The sequence below is a fragment of the Pseudooceanicola spongiae genome, from assembly GCF_014899185.1.
Classification (GTDB): Bacteria; Pseudomonadota; Alphaproteobacteria; order Rhodobacterales; family Rhodobacteraceae; genus Pseudooceanicola; species Pseudooceanicola spongiae.
The window spans coordinates 1,098,372-1,117,041 of record NZ_CP045201.1; the positions used below are offsets into that span (position 1 = coordinate 1,098,372).

Consider the following 18,670-nt stretch of genomic DNA (forward strand, 5'->3'; position numbering starts at 1 on the left):
AGCTTCTTCGGATATCGCCACTATCCCTGAGAAAGACGTCATTTCTTTGGTCAGGTATGGAACAGAAAAGCGATTTCTCCGATTCATCGCCCGTGGGCGCCTCGCTGGACCGTATGGCGGCGCATGCTGCCGAACTCGGGCAGGAGGTTGTGGACGTTGAGGGCTTTCTTGCTGAACTAAACAAGCACACCGGTGATTTGCTGGCAGAATTGCGCACGGTCCGCCACGGCTCGGGCAAGGTGCTGCAGATGAACGCCAGCGTCATGGTCACGATCAAGGAGGCCTACGCCGAGCTTGAACAGACTCAAGCGCGCTTCATGGAAGGATATGACAAGACGCGTCAGGCCGGCCAGCTGGGCCGCGAAGTCACGGACTGGATCGATACGCTCGAAAAACGCACGGTCAGCGTTGGTCAGATCCTGACGGACGTTCAGCAGAGTAACAATCATGTCGCTTCCATTGCCGCCCAGGTCAATATGCTGGCCATAAACGCCAAGATCGAGGCTGCGCGCGCCGGCGAGGCGGGTCGCGGCTTCTCGGTCGTCGCCGATGCAATAAACACATTGTCGCAACAGACCGGCACCGCCGCAGATCTGATCAGCGATAATGTGTTGCGGCTGGTGGACTGGATCGTCGAACTGCAGACTGAAACCAGTCGGGTCGCGAAAACATCGCAGGAACTGTCAGGCGTCAGCAATATGTCGCAGGAGCTGACGCTGCAGGTTCGAGCCGCGCTAGAGCTCACCGTCGGGCGGATGAAACTGGTGCGCGACGATGCCATCGAAGCAGACAAGGCCCTTCGCAAATACGCCCCTCAGATTGAGGAAACCTTCAACATCGTGCGCGACAGCGCGGAGGCGGTGGCCGAGGTTCACGAACGAGTTCACGACCTTGTCGATCTGTCCGAAGCCATGGTGCAGGACAGCGTCATCGCGGGTGGCGGCGCCTCAGACCTTCCTTTGATCCGCGCGGTTCAGGCCCGTGCAAAACAGATATCCGATCTGTTCAATGCGGCGGTAGACGCTGGTCGGATCGATTTCGACGATATGTTTGACGATGAGTACCGAAGTATCCCGCGCACCGACCCCGAGCAACTGATGGCCACGTTCACCGGGCTGACGGATGCGCTGCTACCGGACATTCTGGAAAGCGCGCTGGAGCTGGACTCCCGGATCGTCTTTTGCGCTGCGGTCGACTGCAATGGCTATCTGCCGACGCACAATCGAAAATTCTCTCAGCCGCAAAGCGATGATCCGGTTTGGAACATGGCGCATTGCCGCAACAGACGTATCTTTGACGATCGCGTCGGACTGAAGGCCGGGTTGAACAAGGATCCATTTCTTCTGCAGGTCTATCGCCGCGATATGGGCGGTGGCGACTTCATGTTGATGAAAGATCTCTCAGCGCCCATTTTCGTCAAGAACCGCCATTGGGGTGGGCTGCGTCTGGCCTTTCAATTCTAATGCTTCTATCGCGGAATCTTGTCGCGAATTGATATTGGACATAAAAATGCCGCCGCATCGTTAAATGCGGCGGCCAGTGATGCAGTGTCGCTTGGGACAGACGCGGTATCGGGGATGAGGCAGTTCCGATCCTCAGGGACAGGCAATCCCGGAGGTCACCGCTGGGGAAGCGGCCGCGCCATGAACGACATGCAGGCAGAAAACTTAAGTCAAGACAGGCAGGAACAACGATCCGACGAGCAGGACAATCAGCGCAGCTGCGCCAACCAGATCCTCCAGAAAAGTTGCCCGAGACCGCCGCGCGGCATTGAGTATATCGTTCAGCATTTTCCAGTTCCTTTCCATCTTCGCCGGAGTTGCCCCTTTGTTCCCACATGAAAAGCCTCACGTAAAGAACTTTTTAAGAACATTGGGGAACAAAGTGGAATTTCTTACCGTCGAAGGGATTAACCTACTGAAATCAAACGAATTGCCTCATCCTGTCCCATCAGCCACAAAAGTGAACGCGCAGCTTTCCCCCGGGGCGATTCGAGCTTGGGGTCGCGTGCCAAAAGCGAACGCGCATCGCTTTGGGCAATCGCCATCAGGTCCGTCTGATGTTCGAGATCGGCAATGCGGAATCTCGGCAGACCGCTTTGAGCGGTGCCGATCAGATCACCTGCCCCACGCATCCCCAGATCTGCCTCGGCAATACGAAAACCATCTTCGGTTTCGCGCAGCAAGGTCAGCCGTTTCAACCCGCTGTCGGCGATCGGGGGCTGGTACATCAGCAGACAGGTCGACTGCGCAGATCCCCGTCCGACGCGCCCCCGAAGCTGGTGCAATTGAGCCAGACCGAAAATTTCGGCCCGCTCAATGACCATGATCGACGCATTGGGCACGTTCACACCAACCTCGATCACGGTCGTCGCCACCAGAATATCTGTCTCGCCCCGCTGAAAGGCAGCCATTGCAGCGTCTTTCTGATCCGGGGGCATCTGCCCATGAACCAGCCCGACACGCGCTTCGCCTAAGCGCGCGCGCAGATGCTTGAAGCGTTGCTCAGCGGACGTCAGATCAACGCTCTCGCTTTCTTCCACAAGCGGGCAAACCCAATAGGCCTGCTTGCCGTCACGGGTTGCGCGGTCGAGATGGGCAATCACTTCCTCCATCCGCTCAGTCGAGGCGAGAGAGGTCTGCACAGGTTTGCGCCCGGGCGGTTTTTCATCCAGCACCGAAATATCCATGTCGCCGTATTGTGCCAGCGACAGGCTGCGCGGGATGGGCGTGGCCGTCATCACCAGAATGTCGACGCCCTGCCCTTTTTGCCCCAGCTGAAGCCGCTGACGCACACCGAATTTATGCTGCTCGTCGATGATCGCCAGACGAAGATCGGCAAAAACCACGTCGTCCTGAAAGACCGCATGCGTCCCGACCAGGATGCGGATCTCTCCCGCAGCCAGAGCGGCGAGCTTGGCGCGCCGATCGGCCCCCTTGTCGCGACCTGTCAGGATATCGAGCCGAACACCGGCCGCGTCTGCCAGCGGCGCCAACCCCTCAAGATGTTGACGTGCAAGGATTTCTGTCGGGGCCATCATGACACCCTGCCCGCCCGCCTCGACCGCAATCAACAAAGCCAACAAGCCGACCAGCGTCTTGCCTGAGCCGACGTCGCCCTGCAGCAGGCGCGACATGCGCTCACCAGTGGCCATATCGGCAGCAATCTCGGCAACCGCGCGACTCTGTGCCCCAGTTGGGCTGTAGGGCAAGGCAGCGAGCACCTTTTTGCTCAACGCACCAGTGCCGATGCTGGCGCGCCCTCTGGTTTTGCGCTCGCGCATGCGCGCCAGGGCAAGCGTTAACTGATGCGCCAGGAATTCATCATAGGCCAGTCGTGTGCGCGCGGGATCAAACGGGCTCACAGCGGCTGTGCTGTCTGGGTTATGGGCTTGCTGCAAGGCCGCGCGCCAGTCTGGCCACTCAGCCAAGGATTTCTGTGATGGATCGATCCATTCGGCAAGGTCTGGGGTCAGCGCCAGTGCCGAAGCCGCCGCCTTGGCCATCAGTTTTTGTGTGATACCGGCGGTCAGGGGATAAACAGGTTCAAAATCCGGGATCTCATCGGCCTCATCCTCGGCGAGGATATGATCGGGGTGCGGCATCTGCGCCTGACCGTCGTAGAGTTCCAAGCGACCAGAGATCAGCCGGCGTGCCCCGACTGGCAGAATACGCTCCAGGTAAGGGGCCTTGGCGTGGAAAAAGATCAGATCGAAGGTCGTTTCCGCATCAGCGACCTGTATGCGATAAGCGCCGCGATTGCGCGGAGGCGTGTGGCGCATCACAGTCACTTCAACCGTGGCCACGCTGGGCAAGGTCAGGCCAAGGATCGTATCGCGCCGCCGCCGGTCGATCGCCCCCTGCGGCAGCACGAACAACAGGTCGCGCGGCAGCAGAACGCGTAGCGCTTCCATATGCTTAGCTGTCTTTGGGCCGATCCCGTCAAGGCTCTCCAACTTGGCAAAGAGCGGGAAAAGGGCTTCGGGTCGGGTGCTCATGCGTCGCCAATCAGAGCCAGCCAGCCATCTTCGTCCATGGTCTCAATCCCGAGGTCAGCGGCCTTCTTGGCCTTTGAGCCGGCACCCGGACCTGCGACCAGAATATCCGTCTTGGCCGAGACCGAGCCTGCGACCTTGGCACCAAGGGCTTCGGCGCGGGCTTTCGCCTCAGACCGCGTCATCTTTTCCAAAGTGCCGGTGAATACCACGGTCTTGCCTGCGACGGGACTATCGCTGGTGTCGGGCGGCCTGATCGCTTGCACGTCAAGCTGCGCGATCAGGCGGTCGATAGACGCACGTTCAGCCTCCTGCGCGAAGGTCGCCACAAGCGATGTCGCCATGACTGTGCCGACGCCGTCGATACCCAGCAGTTCGTCCCAGGCCTCACCCGGTTCCTGCGCAGCCAGAACACCCTCCTCCAGCGCCTGCCAGGTACCGTAGTGCTGGGCAATCAGCCGCGAGGCCGCCTCCCCAAGATGCCGGATACCAAGAGCAAAGAGCAGCTTGTCGAGTCCAACCTTGCGGCTGATGTCGATGCCGTCGAAAAGATTGGCGGCGCTTTTTTCGCCCCAGCCTTCGCGATTTTTCAACTGCTGGAGGCCCGCTCCATATTTGTCGCGCAGCAGGAAAATATCGGCGGGCTCGCGGATCCAGTCGTCACGATAGAATTGCTCAACCTGCTTGGCGCCGAGCCCCTCGATGTCAAAGGCACCACGCGAAACAAAATGCTTCAGCTTTTCAACCGCCTGCGCCGGACAGATCAGGCCACCACTACAGCGGCGCACAGCATCGCCAGGCTCTCGGATCGCGTCCGAGTTACACTCCGGGCAGGTCATGGGGAACTGAAAAACGGGCGCATCTGGGCTACGTTTGGAGAGATCCACATTGGCGATCTTCGGGATCACATCACCTGCACGGTAAATCTGCACCCAATCGCCAATGCGGATGTCTTTTCCTTCGCGGATCTGCTCGCCCTTGCTGTCGCGACCGGCAATATAATCCTCGTTGTGCAGCGTCGCGTTGGAGACGACAACCCCGCCGACTGTCACCGGAAGAAGCCGCGCAACCGGGCTGAGAGCACCAGTGCGCCCCACCTGAATGTCAATTGCCTCAAGCGTGGTCCAAGCGAGTTCAGCGGGAAACTTATGCGCAATGGCCCAACGGGGCGTCGTCGAACGAAAGCCCAGCCTTGCCTGCAAGCCAAGGTCGTTCACCTTGTAGACGACGCCGTCGATATCATAACCAAGCGTGGCGCGCTGCGCCTCGATCCCGCGATAGTGGGCCACCATTTCTGTAGGGCCGTCACAGAGCGCCGTCAGTGGGTTGGTCTGGAAGCCGAGCTGTTGCAGACGCTGGATCGCGTCCATCTGGCTCTCCGCCAGAGGCTCCGACAGCACGCCCCAGGCATAGGCAAAAAAGCGCAAAGGCCGCGCGCGTGTGATGCCGGGATCTAGCTGGCGTAACGATCCGGCTGCCGCGTTGCGCGGATTGGCGAAGGTCTTGGCGCCTAATTCGCTTTGCCGGATGTTGAGCGACTGAAAGTCCTCGTGGCTCATGTAGACTTCGCCCCGCACTTCCATGCGAGACGGCGCACCGTGCAACTCACTGGGGATATCGTTGATTGTCAGCGCATTTGCCGTCACGTTTTCGCCAACCTCGCCATCACCCCGGGTGGCCGCACGCACCAGTTTGCCATTTTCGTAGAGCAATGACAGGCTCAGCCCGTCGATCTTTGGCTCCGCAGTGAAGACCAGCGCGGCATCCGATGCCAGATTCAGATAGCGACGGATGCGTTGATCAAAGTCAGTGATATCCTCATCAGAAAAAGCGTTGGAGAGGGATAGCATCCGCTGTTCATGCCGGATTTTGCCAAACCCGTCAGCCGGCGCGGCCCCCACCTGATCACTGGGACTGTCGTCGCGTTTCAGGTCCGGAAACTGAGCCTCGATTTCCGCATTCCGGCGCTTGAGGCGATCATACTCGGCGTCTGAAATGTCCGGCCTGTCTTCCTGATGATAGGAGAGATTCGCCTGACCCAGGATCAAAGCGAGATCAGCGAGGGCCTTTTCGGCTTGCGCCTCGGTCATTGCCTCCGGGGTCAGATCCTCAGAGGTGTCTGATGTGGGTTCCTGATGCGCGGCCATGACAAACGCCCCCTTGATTCACTTTTTCGACAGGCCCGAGGGCCGTTTCCGGAAGTGATAGGGGGCGTCTGGTGCAAGGTCCAGTCGTGAGTGGTGGTCGGGAGAGACCGATTTCCCGGGACAGTTCGTCAGCTCGCGGCGCCGAGCGCCATACGCTTTTGATCCATGCGACCGGGTTCAGGATCACGTAGCACATATCCTCGGCCCCAGACCGTCTCTATGTAATTGTCGCCTTCCGTCGCGGTGGAGAGCTTCTTGCGAAGTTTGCAGATAAATACGTCAATGATCTTCAGCTCAGGTTCGTCCATGCCACCGTAGAGATGGTTCAAAAACATTTCCTTGGTCAGCGTGGTCCCCTTGCGCAGACTGAGGAGCTCAAGCATCTGGTATTCCTTGCCGGTCAGATGCACTGGCTTACCGTCGGCCTCGACCGTCTTGGCATCCAGATTGACCTCGATCCGCCCAGTACTGATGACAGATTGGGAATGTCCCTTGGAGCGACGGATGATCGCGTGAATGCGCGCCACCAGTTCCTCCCGGTGGAAGGGTTTTGTAAGGTAGTCATCGGCGCCGAATCCAAAGCCTTTCAGCTTGTTTTCGGTGTCGTCGGCGCCAGACAGGATAAGGATCGGCGTTTCGATACGCGCCAGACGCAATTGCCGCAGAACCTCGTGTCCGTTCATGTCGGGCAAGCCCAGATCCAACAGGATCAGATCGTAATCATAAAGCTTCGCCAGATCGATCCCTTCTTCGCCCAAGTCCGTTGTATAGACATTGAGATTTGCATGGGTCAGCATCAACTCGATACTCTTCGACGTCGTCGGATCATCTTCAACCAAAAGCACACGCATACCGAGTTTTCTCCGTTTATCCCCTTGACGCTCTCGACCCTGACGCCATTTGGTTAATCTTAAGTTACCGCATATGACGCTTTTCAGCAACAACTTAAGGTTGACGGAACTTTTGCAGAGCCGTGGTTTTCAACGCTTCTTCCCCATGATTGGCGACGGCGCTGACCCACTCCAGAAACTCTTCGGCAGAAATTTCATATCTTTCCAAGGCTTCGTCCTGCGTGATCAGACCATGCACGACGCCGCGCACGACCGCCGCCTTGCGTGACGCCACCCAGCGTCGGGTCTCTGGCGGAGGCAGATCTGCCCGCGTCATGACGCGACCATCAGGCAAGGTTATCGCCCGCGGCCCCTGTACTTTTTTCAGATACATCGCTCTGATCCTCGTTCACTCACGAGCATCTTTGGGCTTGGGATTTAACGCAGGGTGAAACAGCGGGTTGAGAGTATCTCGCATTTTCCTATATTCACTTGGTCTTGCACCCCCAAACGGGGCAGATCAGGAGCAATCATGGCCTTGGACGCTGACACCAGACTGAATTCCTTGGGATTTCCCAAGCCCCCGCAGCAGACGCGCGTGGTCGTTGCCATGTCCGGCGGCGTCGACAGTTCCGTCGTGGCGGCCAAACTGGCGGAAGAAGGCTACGATGTCGTCGGCGTGACGCTGCAGCTCTATGACCACGGCGCAGCCTTGGCCAAGAAGGGTGCCTGCTGCGCCGGCCTGGACATACACGACGCCCGTCGCGTCGCCGAGGAGATGGGTTTTCCTCACTATGTCCTTGATTACGAGAACATTTTCAAAGACGCCGTGATTGATGAATTCGCCGACAGCTACCTCGCGGGCGCGACCCCCGTGCCCTGCATCCGGTGCAACGAGCGCGTGAAATTCAAGGATCTGCTGCAAACCGCCAAGGATCTCGACGCCGACTGCATGGCGACCGGCCACTACATCCAGCGCAAGATGGGCGCGAACGGAGCGGAGCTGCACAGTGCAGAGGACGCGAATCGCGATCAGAGCTATTTTCTGTTCTCCACGACACCAGAACAGTTAGAATTTTTGCGATTTCCTTTGGGTCACCTGGCCTCCAAGGCGGAAACACGTGCGCTTGCAGCGCAATACGGCCTTGCAGTGGCCGACAAGCCCGACAGCCAGGACATCTGCTTCGTGCCCAATGGCGACTACGCCAGCGTCATCGAAAAACTGCGCCCCGGTGCGGCCGAAGCCGGTGACATCGTGGATATGGAGGGCAACGTTCTGGGGACGCACAATGGCGTCATCCATTATACGATCGGTCAGCGACGTGGCCTTGGCATCGGCGGGCTGGCAGATCCGCTCTATGTGGTGAAACTGGACGTCGACAACCGCAAGGTGATCGTCGGCCCGAAAGAGTTGCTCTCCACACGGATCATTCCGGTGCGTGAGATCAACTGGCTCGGCGACGGCAGTCTGATGGATCAGGAGAGCTACGAGATCTCCGTCAAGGTCCGCTCCACCCGTCCGCCGCGCGAAGCGATCCTGCGCCCGATCTCGGCGACTGAGGCGGAAGTGGAGCTGTTGACGCCCGAAGAGGGTGTCTCGCCCGGTCAGGCCTGCGTGTTCTATGAGACGGGTGGCAGCCGCATCTTGGGCGGCGGTTGGATCTGGCGCGGCTAGAGCCGCGCCAGAATGGCCCGGGCCGCACGCAGGCCCGGCGCCTCTCCGCCCTTGCCAAGGCGCTGCATCGTCAGCGCCATGGCGTTCAGTTGCGCCTGCGGGGTTTCCAGCACCTGAGAAACCGCGGGAGCAATCAGCTCAGCCCGGCAATCTTGTGCAATGAATTCAGGGATGATGCGGGTTTCCGACACGAGGCTCACCAGAGTCACGGTGTCAGTCAGTAGCATCCGCTTGATGATACGGCGCGACAGCCAGTGCATGTCGTAGGCGATGACCATTGGCGTGGCCGAAGCGGCAAGCTCCAGCGAGACCGTGCCCGAGGCCGCAAGCGCCAGATTTGCCGCACCGAAAGCCGCGCGCTTTTCAGCCGCGAAGGTGCTGGGATGAATGCCGCGCGGGTCGAGAACGATCGGCGCGACGGGCCAACCAGCGACCATCTCCTGCACCGTTGCGACGACGTGATCTGCTGCGGGCAAGACCATCCGAAGCTCGGGATGGGTGGCTTTTGCCCGCGCCAGAACATCCGCAAAGACAGGGCCAAGCTTTGACACTTCGCCCCGGCGCGAGCCCGGCAGGACCAGCAGCAAGGGCGCATCGCCGATGCCGTGTCGTTCGCGGAACGCCGCGGTTTCCTGTTGTGTTGCAATGGGTTCGTTGACGACCGGGTGCCCGACAAAATCGCACTCCATCCCGGCGCGCTGCATATAGGGCGGCTCAAACGGGAACAGGGCGAGCACCTGATTGATCACCTGAGCCATCTTGACAGCGCGTTTCGGACGCCAGGCCCAAACGGTCGGGGCGACGTAATGAACGGTCCGGATGTCGGACTTTTCCTTGACCAGACGGGCAACGCGCAGGCAGAAATCGGGGCTGTCGATGGTCAGCAGAAGATCAGGCGGATCGGCCAGAACGGCCTCGGCGCATTCACGGATCCGGCGCTTGAGGTGGAAATACTTCGGCGCGATTTCGGCCAACCCCATGACCGACAGCTCGTCCATGGGAAAGCGGCTGGAGAGGCCTTCGGCCTGCATCTTTGCACCGCCGACACCGTCGAAACGGATGTCGGGAACGAGGCTCTTGAGCCCGGCCATGACAGCCGCGCCAAGGGAGTCGCCAGAGGGCTCTCCGGCGATCACGAATATACGCATCAGACCTCCACCGCGATGATTGAGACGCCGAGTTCGGCGGACAGGGACAGCAGGGTTTTCCGCTCGATCAGCAGCACACGACCGGCGGCAATGACGATGCCTTCCAGCCCGGCCTCAGCCGCGCGGCGCAGGGTTTCGGGGCCGATGGCGGGCATATCGACGCGCAAATCCTGCCCTGATTTCGGGAACTTACAGAGCACACCCTTGCCGCGGCGCAGGCGGTCCGGCGTCGATGCGGCAAATCGCAACATGGCATCCGTGCCCTGGATTGTCTCAATCCCGAGGCACATGCCCCCCGCCACGACGCAGGCCTGCGAGACGTCCAGAGGTGCCAGACCATCGAGGATTTCGCGCCCGCGATCGCTGTCAGCGCGGGCGTGTTTCGACAGGGCCACACCGCTCAGAACGCCGGCTTGCGCGGTCAGATCGGGCAGCAGATCATGGGCCCCGACGACGGCAAATCCCTGCTCCTCAAACACCGAAATCACCAGCCGCAACAGCGCGTCATCGCGCCCACTGCTCATGGCTTTGAGGATGCGCGGCGCCAGAGCCATCACGGTCAGATCGAGCTGTTTCATGTCGAGAACGGGGCGCGTCGTCGCACCGGCCATGACGATGCGGGTGACGCCTTCGGCCCGCAAAGCGGTGAAGACAGAGCCCAGTTTTTCGTATCGGTATCGCGTCAGTATTGCGTCGGTAAGTGAACAGTCCGTTCCCTCAAACGACAGGCAATATGCGTCGGGATAAGCTTCGGCCAGCAGGACCGGTAAAGTGCCGCTGCCCGCGATGATTCCGAGACGGCCCTGCCCCCCCGCCGACACGGGACTGAGGGCAGAGTTTGTCTTGCGCCTCGACAACCACGACATGGCGCGCGCGACCTATTGCTTGCCGGGGGTCAGGAAAGACCGGTCACTGCCTGCGAGCACGAAATCGACGATCTGGCGCACGTAGTCGCTTTCGGTTTCCTCGCCCAGACGGCGGGCGCGGTCCTGAAAGGCGCCCTCGCCCTGTGCCAGCATCTGAAAGGCGGCGCGCAGAGCCGTGATATCCGAGCGTGCCACGCCACGGCGCTTCAGTCCGACGAGGTTCAGCCCGTCCAGCTTGCCGCGTTCCGCCTGCACGAGGCCGTAGGGGATCACGTCGTGGGTCACCATGGTCACCGCGCCGATGATGGCACCGCGCCCGATGCGCACCCACTGGTGCACGCCCGAAAGGCCACCGATGATCACGTCATCCTCGATCACGCAATGCCCCGCGAGGGCCGCGTTGTTGACGATGATGACCTTGCTGCCAACCTGACAGTCATGGGCGACGTGACAGCCTGCCATGAACAGACCATCGTCGCCGACGCGGGTCACACCGCCACCGCCTTCGGTGCCGGCATTCATGGTGACGTGTTCACGGATGCGATTGCGTGCACCGACAACCAGACGGGTTTTCTCGCCGTTGAACTTGAGGTCCTGGGGGATGCCACCGATCACCGCGAAGGGATGGATCAGGGTGTCGGCACCGATCTCGGTGATGCCCTGCACCACCACATGGCTCATCAGTTCGACATTGGCACCAATGGTGACCTCGGCGCCGACGTGGCAGAAGGGGCCGATCCTGGCACCTGCGCCGATGGTCGCGCCGTCTTCGACCAGAGCCATGGGGTGAACGAGGGCTTCGTGACTGATCGCCATGCCCTCAGCCCTCAGCCGGTTGGTCGATCATGGCCATGAATTCGCTTTCACAGGCCAGCTCTCCGTCGACCGTCGCGACGCCGCTGAATTTCCAGACCTTGCCGCCGGGCTTGCCGCGCAGGGTTTCCACCCGCATTTCCAGCACGTCACCGGGCACGACCATACGGCGGAATTTGCTTTTCTCGATCGACATGAAATAGATCAGGATGTTCTTGTCTTCAAAGCCAAGGGTCGCGCCGACCATCACGGCTGCGGTCTGGGCCATTGCCTCGATGATGGTGACGCCGGGCATGATCGGCTTTGCGGGGAAGTGGCCCTGAAAATGCGGCTCGTTCATCGTGACGTTCTTGATGCCGAGCGCGGATTTGGTGCCGTCGATCTCGACCACCTTGTCCACCAGAAGAAACGGATAGCGATGGGGAATGATGCGAGTGATGCGATTGATATCGGCGCTTTGGAGCGTCTCGGTCATGCTGGTCTATCCTCGTGCGCAAGGAAGGGTCTGTCTGCCCTTCTGGTCTGAAGTGTCCCTAACAAGTCAGCCGCCGTGCGGCAAGCGCACTCGCGCTGAGGCGGCCAGAGTGTGGCCGGTTGAAATCAGTCGGCCGACGGCTTGGCAGGCATGACGGGCACGGCTGGCAACACCGGCTGCACCTTGGGGGCGCTGTCGGTTGGGCTGTCGGTGGGGCTGTCTGTGGCGGGCATGTCGTCGGGTGTGGGCGTCGCGTCGTCGAGCAAAGCCGCGTCGATACGCTCGATCGCTTCATCGGTGATATCGACGATATCGCGCGACACGAAGATGTTGCGATGTTCGAGGATGACGGCGGCCCCTGCCTCCTGCATCAGCGCATTCAGCACAGGCTCGGCCGCCTTGAGGAAAGCGCGGCGTGCGGCGTCGCTGTCCTGCCCGAGGGTTTTGGTCATTTCCTCACGCTCACGACGGATATCGGTGACCTTGTCGTCGAAGGCCTCGGCCATGGCGCGGAATTTTTCGGGCTCGGTCTTGGGGCGCAGATCGGTCAGGCGGCGCTCCTCATCCGCGAGCTCGCCTTCGATGCGGCGGTTGTCGGCGGCGATTTCCGCCGCCTGTGCCTCGATCTTGCTGGCCAGACTGGCACCATAGCGACTGTCTGCGAACAGGCGTTCGCTGTCGACGGTCAGAATGGGCGAGCGGGGCAAGCCACTGAACTGCTGCGCGCTGGCCAGCCCGGGACACAGGGAAAGCCAGGCGGCAAAGACGACGCTCAGCAGCCCTGTGATGCGCATCCCCTGCCCCTAGAAATCGGTGCGGATGGAGAGGTCGAAGCTCTGCTCGCGGTCAAAGGTCTCTTTCTGCAGAGCCTTGGACCAGTTGAACCGCAGCGGACCGATCGGCGTATCCCAGAAGACCGACAGACCGATGACCTGACGGATCGGGCCGTCCTCGTACAGCACGTTGGAGGAGCTGTTATCCAGGCCCCAGGAGCTGCCGATGTCATAGAACACGCCGCCGCTGATGCCATATTCTTCGGGCAGGCCAAGCGGGAACTCCATGTCGAACTGGGCGACGGCAAAGGCCGTACCGCCAAGCGCATCGTTGTAGGAGCCTGCCTGATATTCCCGCGGGCCGACACCGTTGGGAGAGAAGCCGCGCATGTAGTTGCTGCCGATCAGGAAGCGATCGGTGACCATGGAAGAGGACGAGCCGATGGACTGGATGGCACCGCCACGCAGGCTGGCGCGCAGGGTGACCTCTTCGTTGAAGACTTTCTTCTGCGCCACGGCGCGGGCCATGCTGCGAATATATTCCATATCGCCACCGACACCGGCAAAGTCCTGGCTGAATTCCAGCAACACACCGGCATTCGGGTTCAGGCCCGAGACGCGCGTGTCGTAGCTGTATTTGTAGCCCAGGGACGAGGTGTACTGCACAGGCAGATCAGATTCGGCCTGCAACAGCGGGCCGACCTTGCTGCCGGAGGAGCCGGTATTCGCACTGATATCAGTGCCTTTGATGGCGTAGTTGAAGTTCAGCGTCGACTTTTCGCCCGCTGGGAAGGTCAAACCGGTCGAGATCAGGCCCTGCTTGGTATCATAGGATGCGTAATCGGATTCGGTTTCTTCATAGCTGCCGTTGATGTCGAACTTGAGGTCACGACCAAGGAAGTGCGGTTCGGCAAAACGCAGGCTGTAGACGCGGTCGGAGGAGGCGCCAGAAACGGTCACGGCAACGGCCTGACCCCGCCCAAGGAAGTTGTTTTCCTTGAAGCTGATCGCCAGCCCGAAGCCGTCGGTCGACGAATAGGTGCCGCCGAAGGACAGCGAACCGGTGGTTGTTTCATCGACGTTGACGTCGACGATCACCTGATCCGAGGACGAGCCTTCGCGGGCATTGACCTGCGCATCGGTGAAAAACCCGAGCGCACGGATGCGCTCAGCGGCTTCGCGGATCTCACGGGGGTTGAAGGGGTCGCCCTCAACGCTGTTGAACTCGGCGCGGATGACGCGATCCAGGGTGGTCGTGTTGCCCTCGATGTCGATGCGTTCGACGAAAATGCGCGGGCCACGGGTCAGCACGAAATCAATGTCCAGCGTCATGTCGCGGTCATTGCGGGTGACGCGCGGCTCGACCCGCAGGAAGTCGAGGCCATTGCGGATGGCCAGACGTTCGATCCGGGCAATGGAATTTTCGATCAGGCTGGGGGAATAGACCTGCCCCGGCTTGATGTTGAGTGCGTCATTGTAGACGGCACTGTCGACACCCTCATACTGGCTGGTCGTCGTGACCTTGCCGAGGTGGAACTGCTGGCCCTCCTGCACATTGAAGGTCACGAGGTAGCCATCGCGTTCCTGCGACAGCTCGGCGTTGACGCCGGTGATGCGGAAATCGACATAGCCGCGGGACTGGTAGAAGTCCTTCAGCACCTGCTTGTCGAATTCGACCCGGTCGGCCACGAAGGTATCGTTCTTGAACAGCACGCGCAGCAAACCGGCCTGCTTGCTTTGCAGAACCTGACGCAGTCGACGGTCGGAGTAGTTGGTGTTGCCAACGAAGGAGATCCGCTCAACCTCTGTGACGCCACCCTCGAACACTTCAAAGACCAGATCGACACGGTTGTCGGAGCGGCGGATGATACGGGGTGTCACGCGCGCCGCCAGACGGCCCTGCGCGGAATAAGCCTCGGAGATCAGCGCCGCGTCGGCTTCGGCCTGCGCGGGCGAGAAGACCTGGCGCGAGGTCGACTTGACCAGCTTGGTCAGGACCTCGTCCTTGATGCGCTTGTTGCCCTCGAAGTTGACGACGTTGATCGTCGGGAACTCGGTCACCTTGATGACGAGATTGCCGCCGTTCGGCGTCAGTTCGACCGTTTCAAACAGGCCGGAGGCGACGATGCGCTGGTAGGCTTCGTTCAGCGTGCCGGCGTCGGTGGCCGCGCCCTTTGCGATTCCCGCGTAGGACAGGATCGTACCGGTCGGGATCCGTTCGTTGCCCTGAACCGTGACAGAGTTGAAGCTGTAGGTCTGCGCTGCGGCAAACGTCGGATAAACCGCGTAAGCGCCTGAAAGCAAAACGAAACCGCTAAGGATCGAAGATCCCAAGACAGTGCGGGTGCGATCCACGCTGGCAGCCCCGATTTTAAAGTACTTGTTCATGCGCCAGACCCACTCAGACATCCTATTCACGACGTGAGTAACGGGAATGAAACCAGTTGTCAAAACGCCAAAGTGCCCAATCGGTTGTGGGTCGCACGCGTGAGCATGGCCGATGTAGTTTCCAGCGGGAAATGCGGCTCTCACGTCACAAGAGAGGTGAAAATCCGCCGATGGCCATGACTGCGCCCTGTGTCAGAGGCCTTCTGCCCCCTCAGGGACAGAAGACATCATTTGTCAGCGCAAAGAGCATCACCCCGAGCACAATCGTCAGCCCGGCGAACATCAACACCCGCAGCGCGCGATCCGAAGGCGGACGGCCCGTGACGGCCTCATAGGCGTGAAACACCAGATGCCCGCCATCCAGCACGGGCACCGGGAACAGGTTCAGCAGGCCCACGCCCGTCGACAGCGCGGCGACGAACCAGACGAAGCTGACCACACCCTGGCTGGCCATCGCGCCAGAGGTCTTGGCGATCCCGATCGGGCCGGTCATGTTGCAGGACGAAATCGCCCCCGTGGCAATATGGTAGAGCCCCGAGAGCGAACTGAGGATGACCTGCCAGGTCTGGATCAGACCGCCCTGAATGCTCTCGAACACGCCGACGCGGGTGGTGGCCAGCTCAAACGCCATGCCACCGGCGATGCCGATCCGCCATTCCGTGCGGAAACCGCCTGCGGGATTCGGCTCGTCCACACGACGCGGGGTCAGGGCGAATTTCAGCGCCTCGTCCGTTTCGGGACGCCAGACATCCAGCAGAAGCGGCGCGCCGCTGGAGGCCTCGACGCTGGTCTTGAGCTGCTCGAACGAAAAGATCGGCGCACCGTCGATCGCTGTGATCACATCACCATTCTCAAGCCCGATGTCATAGGCGGCCGAGTTCGGCGACAGTTGAGTGATCACGGGCGGATAAGGATAGGGCCCCGGCACTGTCATCGTCTGACCGTCGCGGGCGATATCATAGTCGATCACCGGCGCCTTCGGCAGGCTGTCGCCAAACTGTGCCATGGCAGCGGAATCGCTGAACGCGGGCACGGCGACGCCGCCAATGGCGCGGATCTCGTCTCCGGCCCGCAGATCGGGTTGTTGCGGCGCACCGGCGACGGCCGGAAGAGGGCGCATCGCACCGACGGTCATCGGCTCGGCCACGTCGCCACGGGCGAACAACAAGACCGCGAAAAGCACCGTCGAGAGGATGAAGTTGAACACCGGGCCGGCGGCGACGGTCGCAGCGCGCGCCCAGAGCGGGGCACCCTGCATCGTGGCGCGGCGATCTTTCGCGCTCATCGCGCGGATCGCGTCGCCGTCACTGCCCGCCGAAGCCGGATCGGCGTCGCCGAGGAATTTCACATAGCCGCCAAAGGGAAGCGCCGCGAACTGCCAGCGGGTGCCATGCTTGTCGACGCGCGAAAACAGCACCGGGCCGAAGCCGAGCGAAAACACCTCGGCCTTGATGCCAGAGACGCGGCCGATGATGTAGTGACCGTATTCATGGATGGCCACGATGACCGAAAGCGCGACCACGAAGGCCAGTAAGGTATAGAGCGTGCTGCCGAACTCTGGCAAAAAAGTCATCAATTCATCCCTGCATTGGCAGTGTTGGACAGGCCTTCGGCGGCATATATCCGGGCCATGTGGTCTACCGCCATGACGTTATCAAGGGTGAAACTGGCGTCGATCAAGGTCGCGTCGCCGTCAAGGCGATCAAGAACGCGCGAGACGAGGGTCGCCATGTCCATGAAACCGATGCGCCGGTCGATGAAAGCGTCGAGGGCCACCTCTTTGGCGGCGTTCATCGCCGCGCCGGACATGCCGCCCCTCTGCATCACCCGCTGCGCAATGGCGAGCGCCGGATAGCGGCCCGGTTCAGGCGCACGGAAGGTCAGGCTGGCAACACGGGCAAGGTCGAGGCGTTCGACGGGCAGCGTGACACGCTCGGGCCAGTTCAGCGCATAGCCGATGGCATGGCGCATATCCGGCGCCCCGAGATGCGCCAGGATGCCGCCGTCGACATGGCCGACCAAGGCGTGCACCAGGCTTTCGGGATGAATGAGGACCTCGATCTGATCCGGTCGAAGACCGAAGAACTCTTTGGCCTCAATGACTTCCAGCGCTTTGTTAAACATGGAGGCGCTGTCGATGGTGATGCGCTGACCCATGTCCCAGTTGGGATGCGTGGCGGCCTGCTCGGGGGTCGCCTGCGCCAGTTTCTCGATCGGCCAGTCGCGGAATGCCCCCCCCGAGGCGGTCAGGATGACACGTTCGACACTGTCGATGGAGTCGCCCTGAAGCGCCTGAAAGACGGCGGAATGTTCGCTGTCGACGGGCAGCAAAGTAGCGTCATGACGCGCGGCCTCGGCCATGACCAGCGGGCCGGCGCAGACCAGGCTCTCCTTGTTGGCCAGAGCCAGAGTGCCGCCATTTTTCAACGCGGCAAGGCCGGGCGCAAGGCCCGCAGCCCCGACAATCGCCGACATCACCAGATCGGCCGGGCGTGCCCCTGCGTCATGGATGGCCTGCGTGCCCGCTGCAACCTCGATCCCGCTGCCAGACAGGGCCTCGCGCAGATCGGACAGACGATCCTCATGGGCGGTGACGGCCATGCGGGCGTTCAGAGCGATGGCATCGCGGGCCAGCTGGGCGATGTTGTGCCCGCCGGTCAGCGCCTCGACCGCAAAGGCGTCGGGGCGGCGGGCAATGAGGTCGATTGTGCTCTGCCCGATAGACCCGGTGGCCCCGAGAATCGAAATGCGTCGCATGTGTTATCCTACGATGAAGAACAGCCCCGTCCAGGGTCCGGTGATCAGCAGCATCAGCGAGGCGCCGAGCATCCCGTCAAAGCGGTCCAGCAAACCGCCGTGCCCGGGGATCAGGTTCGAGCTGTCCTTGACCCCAACGCGGCGCTTGGCGGCGCTTTCGGCCATGTCGCCCATTTGCGACGCCATCGAGAGAGCGACAGAAATGCCAGCCATCTGAATACCTTCGCCGGTCCAGATGCCGAAGATGATGCCGACCACGGCAGCAGCAATCCAGCCCGCAATCGTGCCGGACCAGGTCTTTTTCGGGCTGACGCGGGGCCAGAACTTGGGCCCGCCGATCATGCGGCCTGCGAAATAGCCCGCGATGTCGGTCACGACGACGACCGCCACCAGCCAACCCAGCCAGATGATCCCCTGATCATCGCGCAGACGCACCATGCCGTAGCCCGACAACAGGATCATCGCGCAGAAGGTCAGGAACATCGTCCGCCGGTGCGGCACGAGAGAGATCCCGACCATCGAGGGCGCGAGCAGGAATGGTAGCGCCAGCCCGCCCGGCAGATACAGCGCCAGCGCCAGACAAAGCGCGGCAATACCGCCCATCTGCAGCGGCATCATCTTGTTTTCGGGCGCGATCATGCGCGCCAGTTCCCACACCATGCCGCCGGAAATCAGCGCCAGAGAGATGCGGAACCAGTTGCCGCCGACCCAGATCAGCGCCAGGCCGATCAGAACCATCGCCACACCAGACGCCATACGCGGCGCGAGATCGGACCAGTTGCGTTGTGTCATGCGTGAGCCTTT

15 protein-coding genes are annotated in these 18,670 nt (G+C 61.1%); 2 read left to right on the top strand and 13 right to left on the bottom strand.

Translation table 11 applies throughout. The features are described 5' to 3' along the window. The first annotated feature begins 56 nt into the window (after positions 1 to 56). Complete coding sequence (locus F3W81_RS05180; protein ID WP_193082582.1) at positions 57 to 1,463, top strand: methyl-accepting chemotaxis protein; 1,407 nt, start codon at positions 57 to 59, stop codon at positions 1,461 to 1,463. Between the two features lie 446 nt (positions 1,464 to 1,909). Here F3W81_RS05180 and recG read toward each other — a convergent pair whose 3' ends face one another. From recG to sciP, 4 genes are all read right to left on the bottom strand, one after another. Continuing rightward, positions 1,910 to 3,997, bottom strand: coding sequence for an ATP-dependent DNA helicase RecG (recG, locus tag F3W81_RS05185; protein WP_193082583.1), 2,088 nt, complete (start codon positions 3,995 to 3,997; stop codon positions 1,910 to 1,912). Next, positions 3,994 to 6,084: an NAD-dependent DNA ligase LigA gene (gene ligA, locus F3W81_RS05190; RefSeq protein ID WP_407692474.1), complete on the bottom strand. Its 2,091-nt coding sequence runs from the start codon at positions 6,082 to 6,084 to the stop codon at positions 3,994 to 3,996. The genes recG and ligA overlap by 4 nt, the downstream gene beginning before the upstream one ends. Positions 6,085 to 6,269: 185 nt before the next feature. Continuing rightward, complete coding sequence (gene ctrA / locus F3W81_RS05195) at positions 6,270 to 6,992, bottom strand: response regulator transcription factor CtrA (RefSeq protein WP_193082585.1); 723 nt, start codon at positions 6,990 to 6,992, stop codon at positions 6,270 to 6,272. A 94-nt stretch (positions 6,993 to 7,086) separates the two neighbouring features. Then, positions 7,087 to 7,365, bottom strand: a complete 279-nt coding sequence (sciP, locus tag F3W81_RS05200; protein WP_193082586.1) for a CtrA inhibitor SciP — start codon at positions 7,363 to 7,365, stop codon at positions 7,087 to 7,089. Between the two features lie 138 nt (positions 7,366 to 7,503). On the opposite strand from sciP, the gene mnmA reads away from it, so the two are divergent. Beyond that, positions 7,504 to 8,646, top strand: coding sequence for a tRNA 2-thiouridine(34) synthase MnmA (gene mnmA / locus F3W81_RS05205; RefSeq protein WP_193082587.1), 1,143 nt, complete (start codon positions 7,504 to 7,506; stop codon positions 8,644 to 8,646). Here the strand turns inward: mnmA and lpxB are convergent. The 9 genes from lpxB to F3W81_RS05250 form a co-directional block, all read right to left on the bottom strand. Beyond that, positions 8,643 to 9,794 (bottom strand): lipid-A-disaccharide synthase, encoded by a 1,152-nt coding sequence (lpxB, locus tag F3W81_RS05210; protein ID WP_193082588.1) that lies wholly within the window; start codon positions 9,792 to 9,794, stop codon positions 8,643 to 8,645. The two genes, mnmA and lpxB, sit on opposite strands and share 4 nt — an antisense overlap. Then, positions 9,794 to 10,660, bottom strand: coding sequence for an LpxI family protein (locus F3W81_RS05215; RefSeq protein WP_193082589.1), 867 nt, complete (start codon positions 10,658 to 10,660; stop codon positions 9,794 to 9,796). Before F3W81_RS05215 ends, lpxB begins: the two co-directional genes overlap by 1 nt. 12 nt (positions 10,661 to 10,672) lie before the next feature. Continuing rightward, positions 10,673 to 11,476, bottom strand: coding sequence for an acyl-ACP--UDP-N-acetylglucosamine O-acyltransferase (lpxA, locus tag F3W81_RS05220; RefSeq protein WP_193082590.1), 804 nt, complete (start codon positions 11,474 to 11,476; stop codon positions 10,673 to 10,675). 4 nt (positions 11,477 to 11,480) lie between these two features. Beyond that, a complete protein-coding gene (gene fabZ / locus F3W81_RS05225; protein ID WP_193082591.1) occupies positions 11,481 to 11,948 on the bottom strand; it encodes a 3-hydroxyacyl-ACP dehydratase FabZ in 468 nt (155 codons plus the stop codon). Between the two features lie 125 nt (positions 11,949 to 12,073). Beyond that, positions 12,074 to 12,742 carry an OmpH family outer membrane protein gene (locus F3W81_RS05230; RefSeq protein ID WP_226941866.1) on the bottom strand — a complete coding sequence of 223 codons (669 nt, stop codon included), beginning with the start codon at positions 12,740 to 12,742 and terminating at the stop codon, positions 12,074 to 12,076. A gap of 9 nt (positions 12,743 to 12,751) precedes the next feature. Next, entirely contained in the window at positions 12,752 to 15,109 is a 2,358-nt protein-coding gene (bamA, locus tag F3W81_RS05235) for an outer membrane protein assembly factor BamA (RefSeq protein ID WP_193082592.1), read from the bottom strand. A 211-nt stretch (positions 15,110 to 15,320) separates the two neighbouring features. Next, entirely contained in the window at positions 15,321 to 16,682 is a 1,362-nt protein-coding gene (gene rseP / locus F3W81_RS05240; RefSeq protein WP_193082593.1) for an RIP metalloprotease RseP, read from the bottom strand. After that, on the bottom strand, positions 16,682 to 17,866 hold the full coding sequence (gene dxr / locus F3W81_RS05245; protein WP_193082594.1) for a 1-deoxy-D-xylulose-5-phosphate reductoisomerase: 1,185 nt from the start codon (positions 17,864 to 17,866) through the stop codon (positions 16,682 to 16,684). Before dxr ends, rseP begins: the two co-directional genes overlap by 1 nt. Positions 17,867 to 17,869: 3 nt before the next feature. Further along, positions 17,870 to 18,658: a phosphatidate cytidylyltransferase gene (locus tag F3W81_RS05250; protein ID WP_193082595.1), complete on the bottom strand. Its 789-nt coding sequence runs from the start codon at positions 18,656 to 18,658 to the stop codon at positions 17,870 to 17,872. Positions 18,659 to 18,670 lie beyond the last annotated feature (12 nt).

Bases quoted from the DNA above. Each gene is read 5' to 3' on its own strand.
- F3W81_RS05180 (WP_193082582.1), top strand. From the start codon at position 57: ATGGAACAGAAAAGCGATTTCTCCGATTCATCGCCCGTGGGCGCCTCG.
- recG (WP_193082583.1), bottom strand. From the start codon at position 3,997: ATGAGCACCCGACCCGAAGCCCTTTTCCCGCTCTTTGCCAAGTTGGAG.
- ligA (WP_407692474.1), bottom strand. From the start codon at position 6,084: ATGACCGAGGCGCAAGCCGAAAAGGCCCTCGCTGATCTCGCTTTGATC.
- ctrA (WP_193082585.1), bottom strand. From the start codon at position 6,992: ATGCGTGTGCTTTTGGTTGAAGATGATCCGACGACGTCGAAGAGTATC.
- sciP (WP_193082586.1), bottom strand. From the start codon at position 7,365: ATGTATCTGAAAAAAGTACAGGGGCCGCGGGCGATAACCTTGCCTGAT.
- mnmA (WP_193082587.1), top strand. From the start codon at position 7,504: ATGGCCTTGGACGCTGACACCAGACTGAATTCCTTGGGATTTCCCAAG.
- lpxB (WP_193082588.1), bottom strand. From the start codon at position 9,794: ATGCGTATATTCGTGATCGCCGGAGAGCCCTCTGGCGACTCCCTTGGC.
- F3W81_RS05215 (WP_193082589.1), bottom strand. From the start codon at position 10,660: ATGTCGTGGTTGTCGAGGCGCAAGACAAACTCTGCCCTCAGTCCCGTG.
- lpxA (WP_193082590.1), bottom strand. From the start codon at position 11,476: ATGGCGATCAGTCACGAAGCCCTCGTTCACCCCATGGCTCTGGTCGAA.
- fabZ (WP_193082591.1), bottom strand. From the start codon at position 11,948: ATGACCGAGACGCTCCAAAGCGCCGATATCAATCGCATCACTCGCATC.
- F3W81_RS05230 (WP_226941866.1), bottom strand. From the start codon at position 12,742: ATGCGCATCACAGGGCTGCTGAGCGTCGTCTTTGCCGCCTGGCTTTCC.
- bamA (WP_193082592.1), bottom strand. From the start codon at position 15,109: ATGAACAAGTACTTTAAAATCGGGGCTGCCAGCGTGGATCGCACCCGC.
- rseP (WP_193082593.1), bottom strand. From the start codon at position 16,682: ATGACTTTTTTGCCAGAGTTCGGCAGCACGCTCTATACCTTACTGGCC.
- dxr (WP_193082594.1), bottom strand. From the start codon at position 17,866: ATGCGACGCATTTCGATTCTCGGGGCCACCGGGTCTATCGGGCAGAGC.
- F3W81_RS05250 (WP_193082595.1), bottom strand. From the start codon at position 18,658: ATGACACAACGCAACTGGTCCGATCTCGCGCCGCGTATGGCGTCTGGT.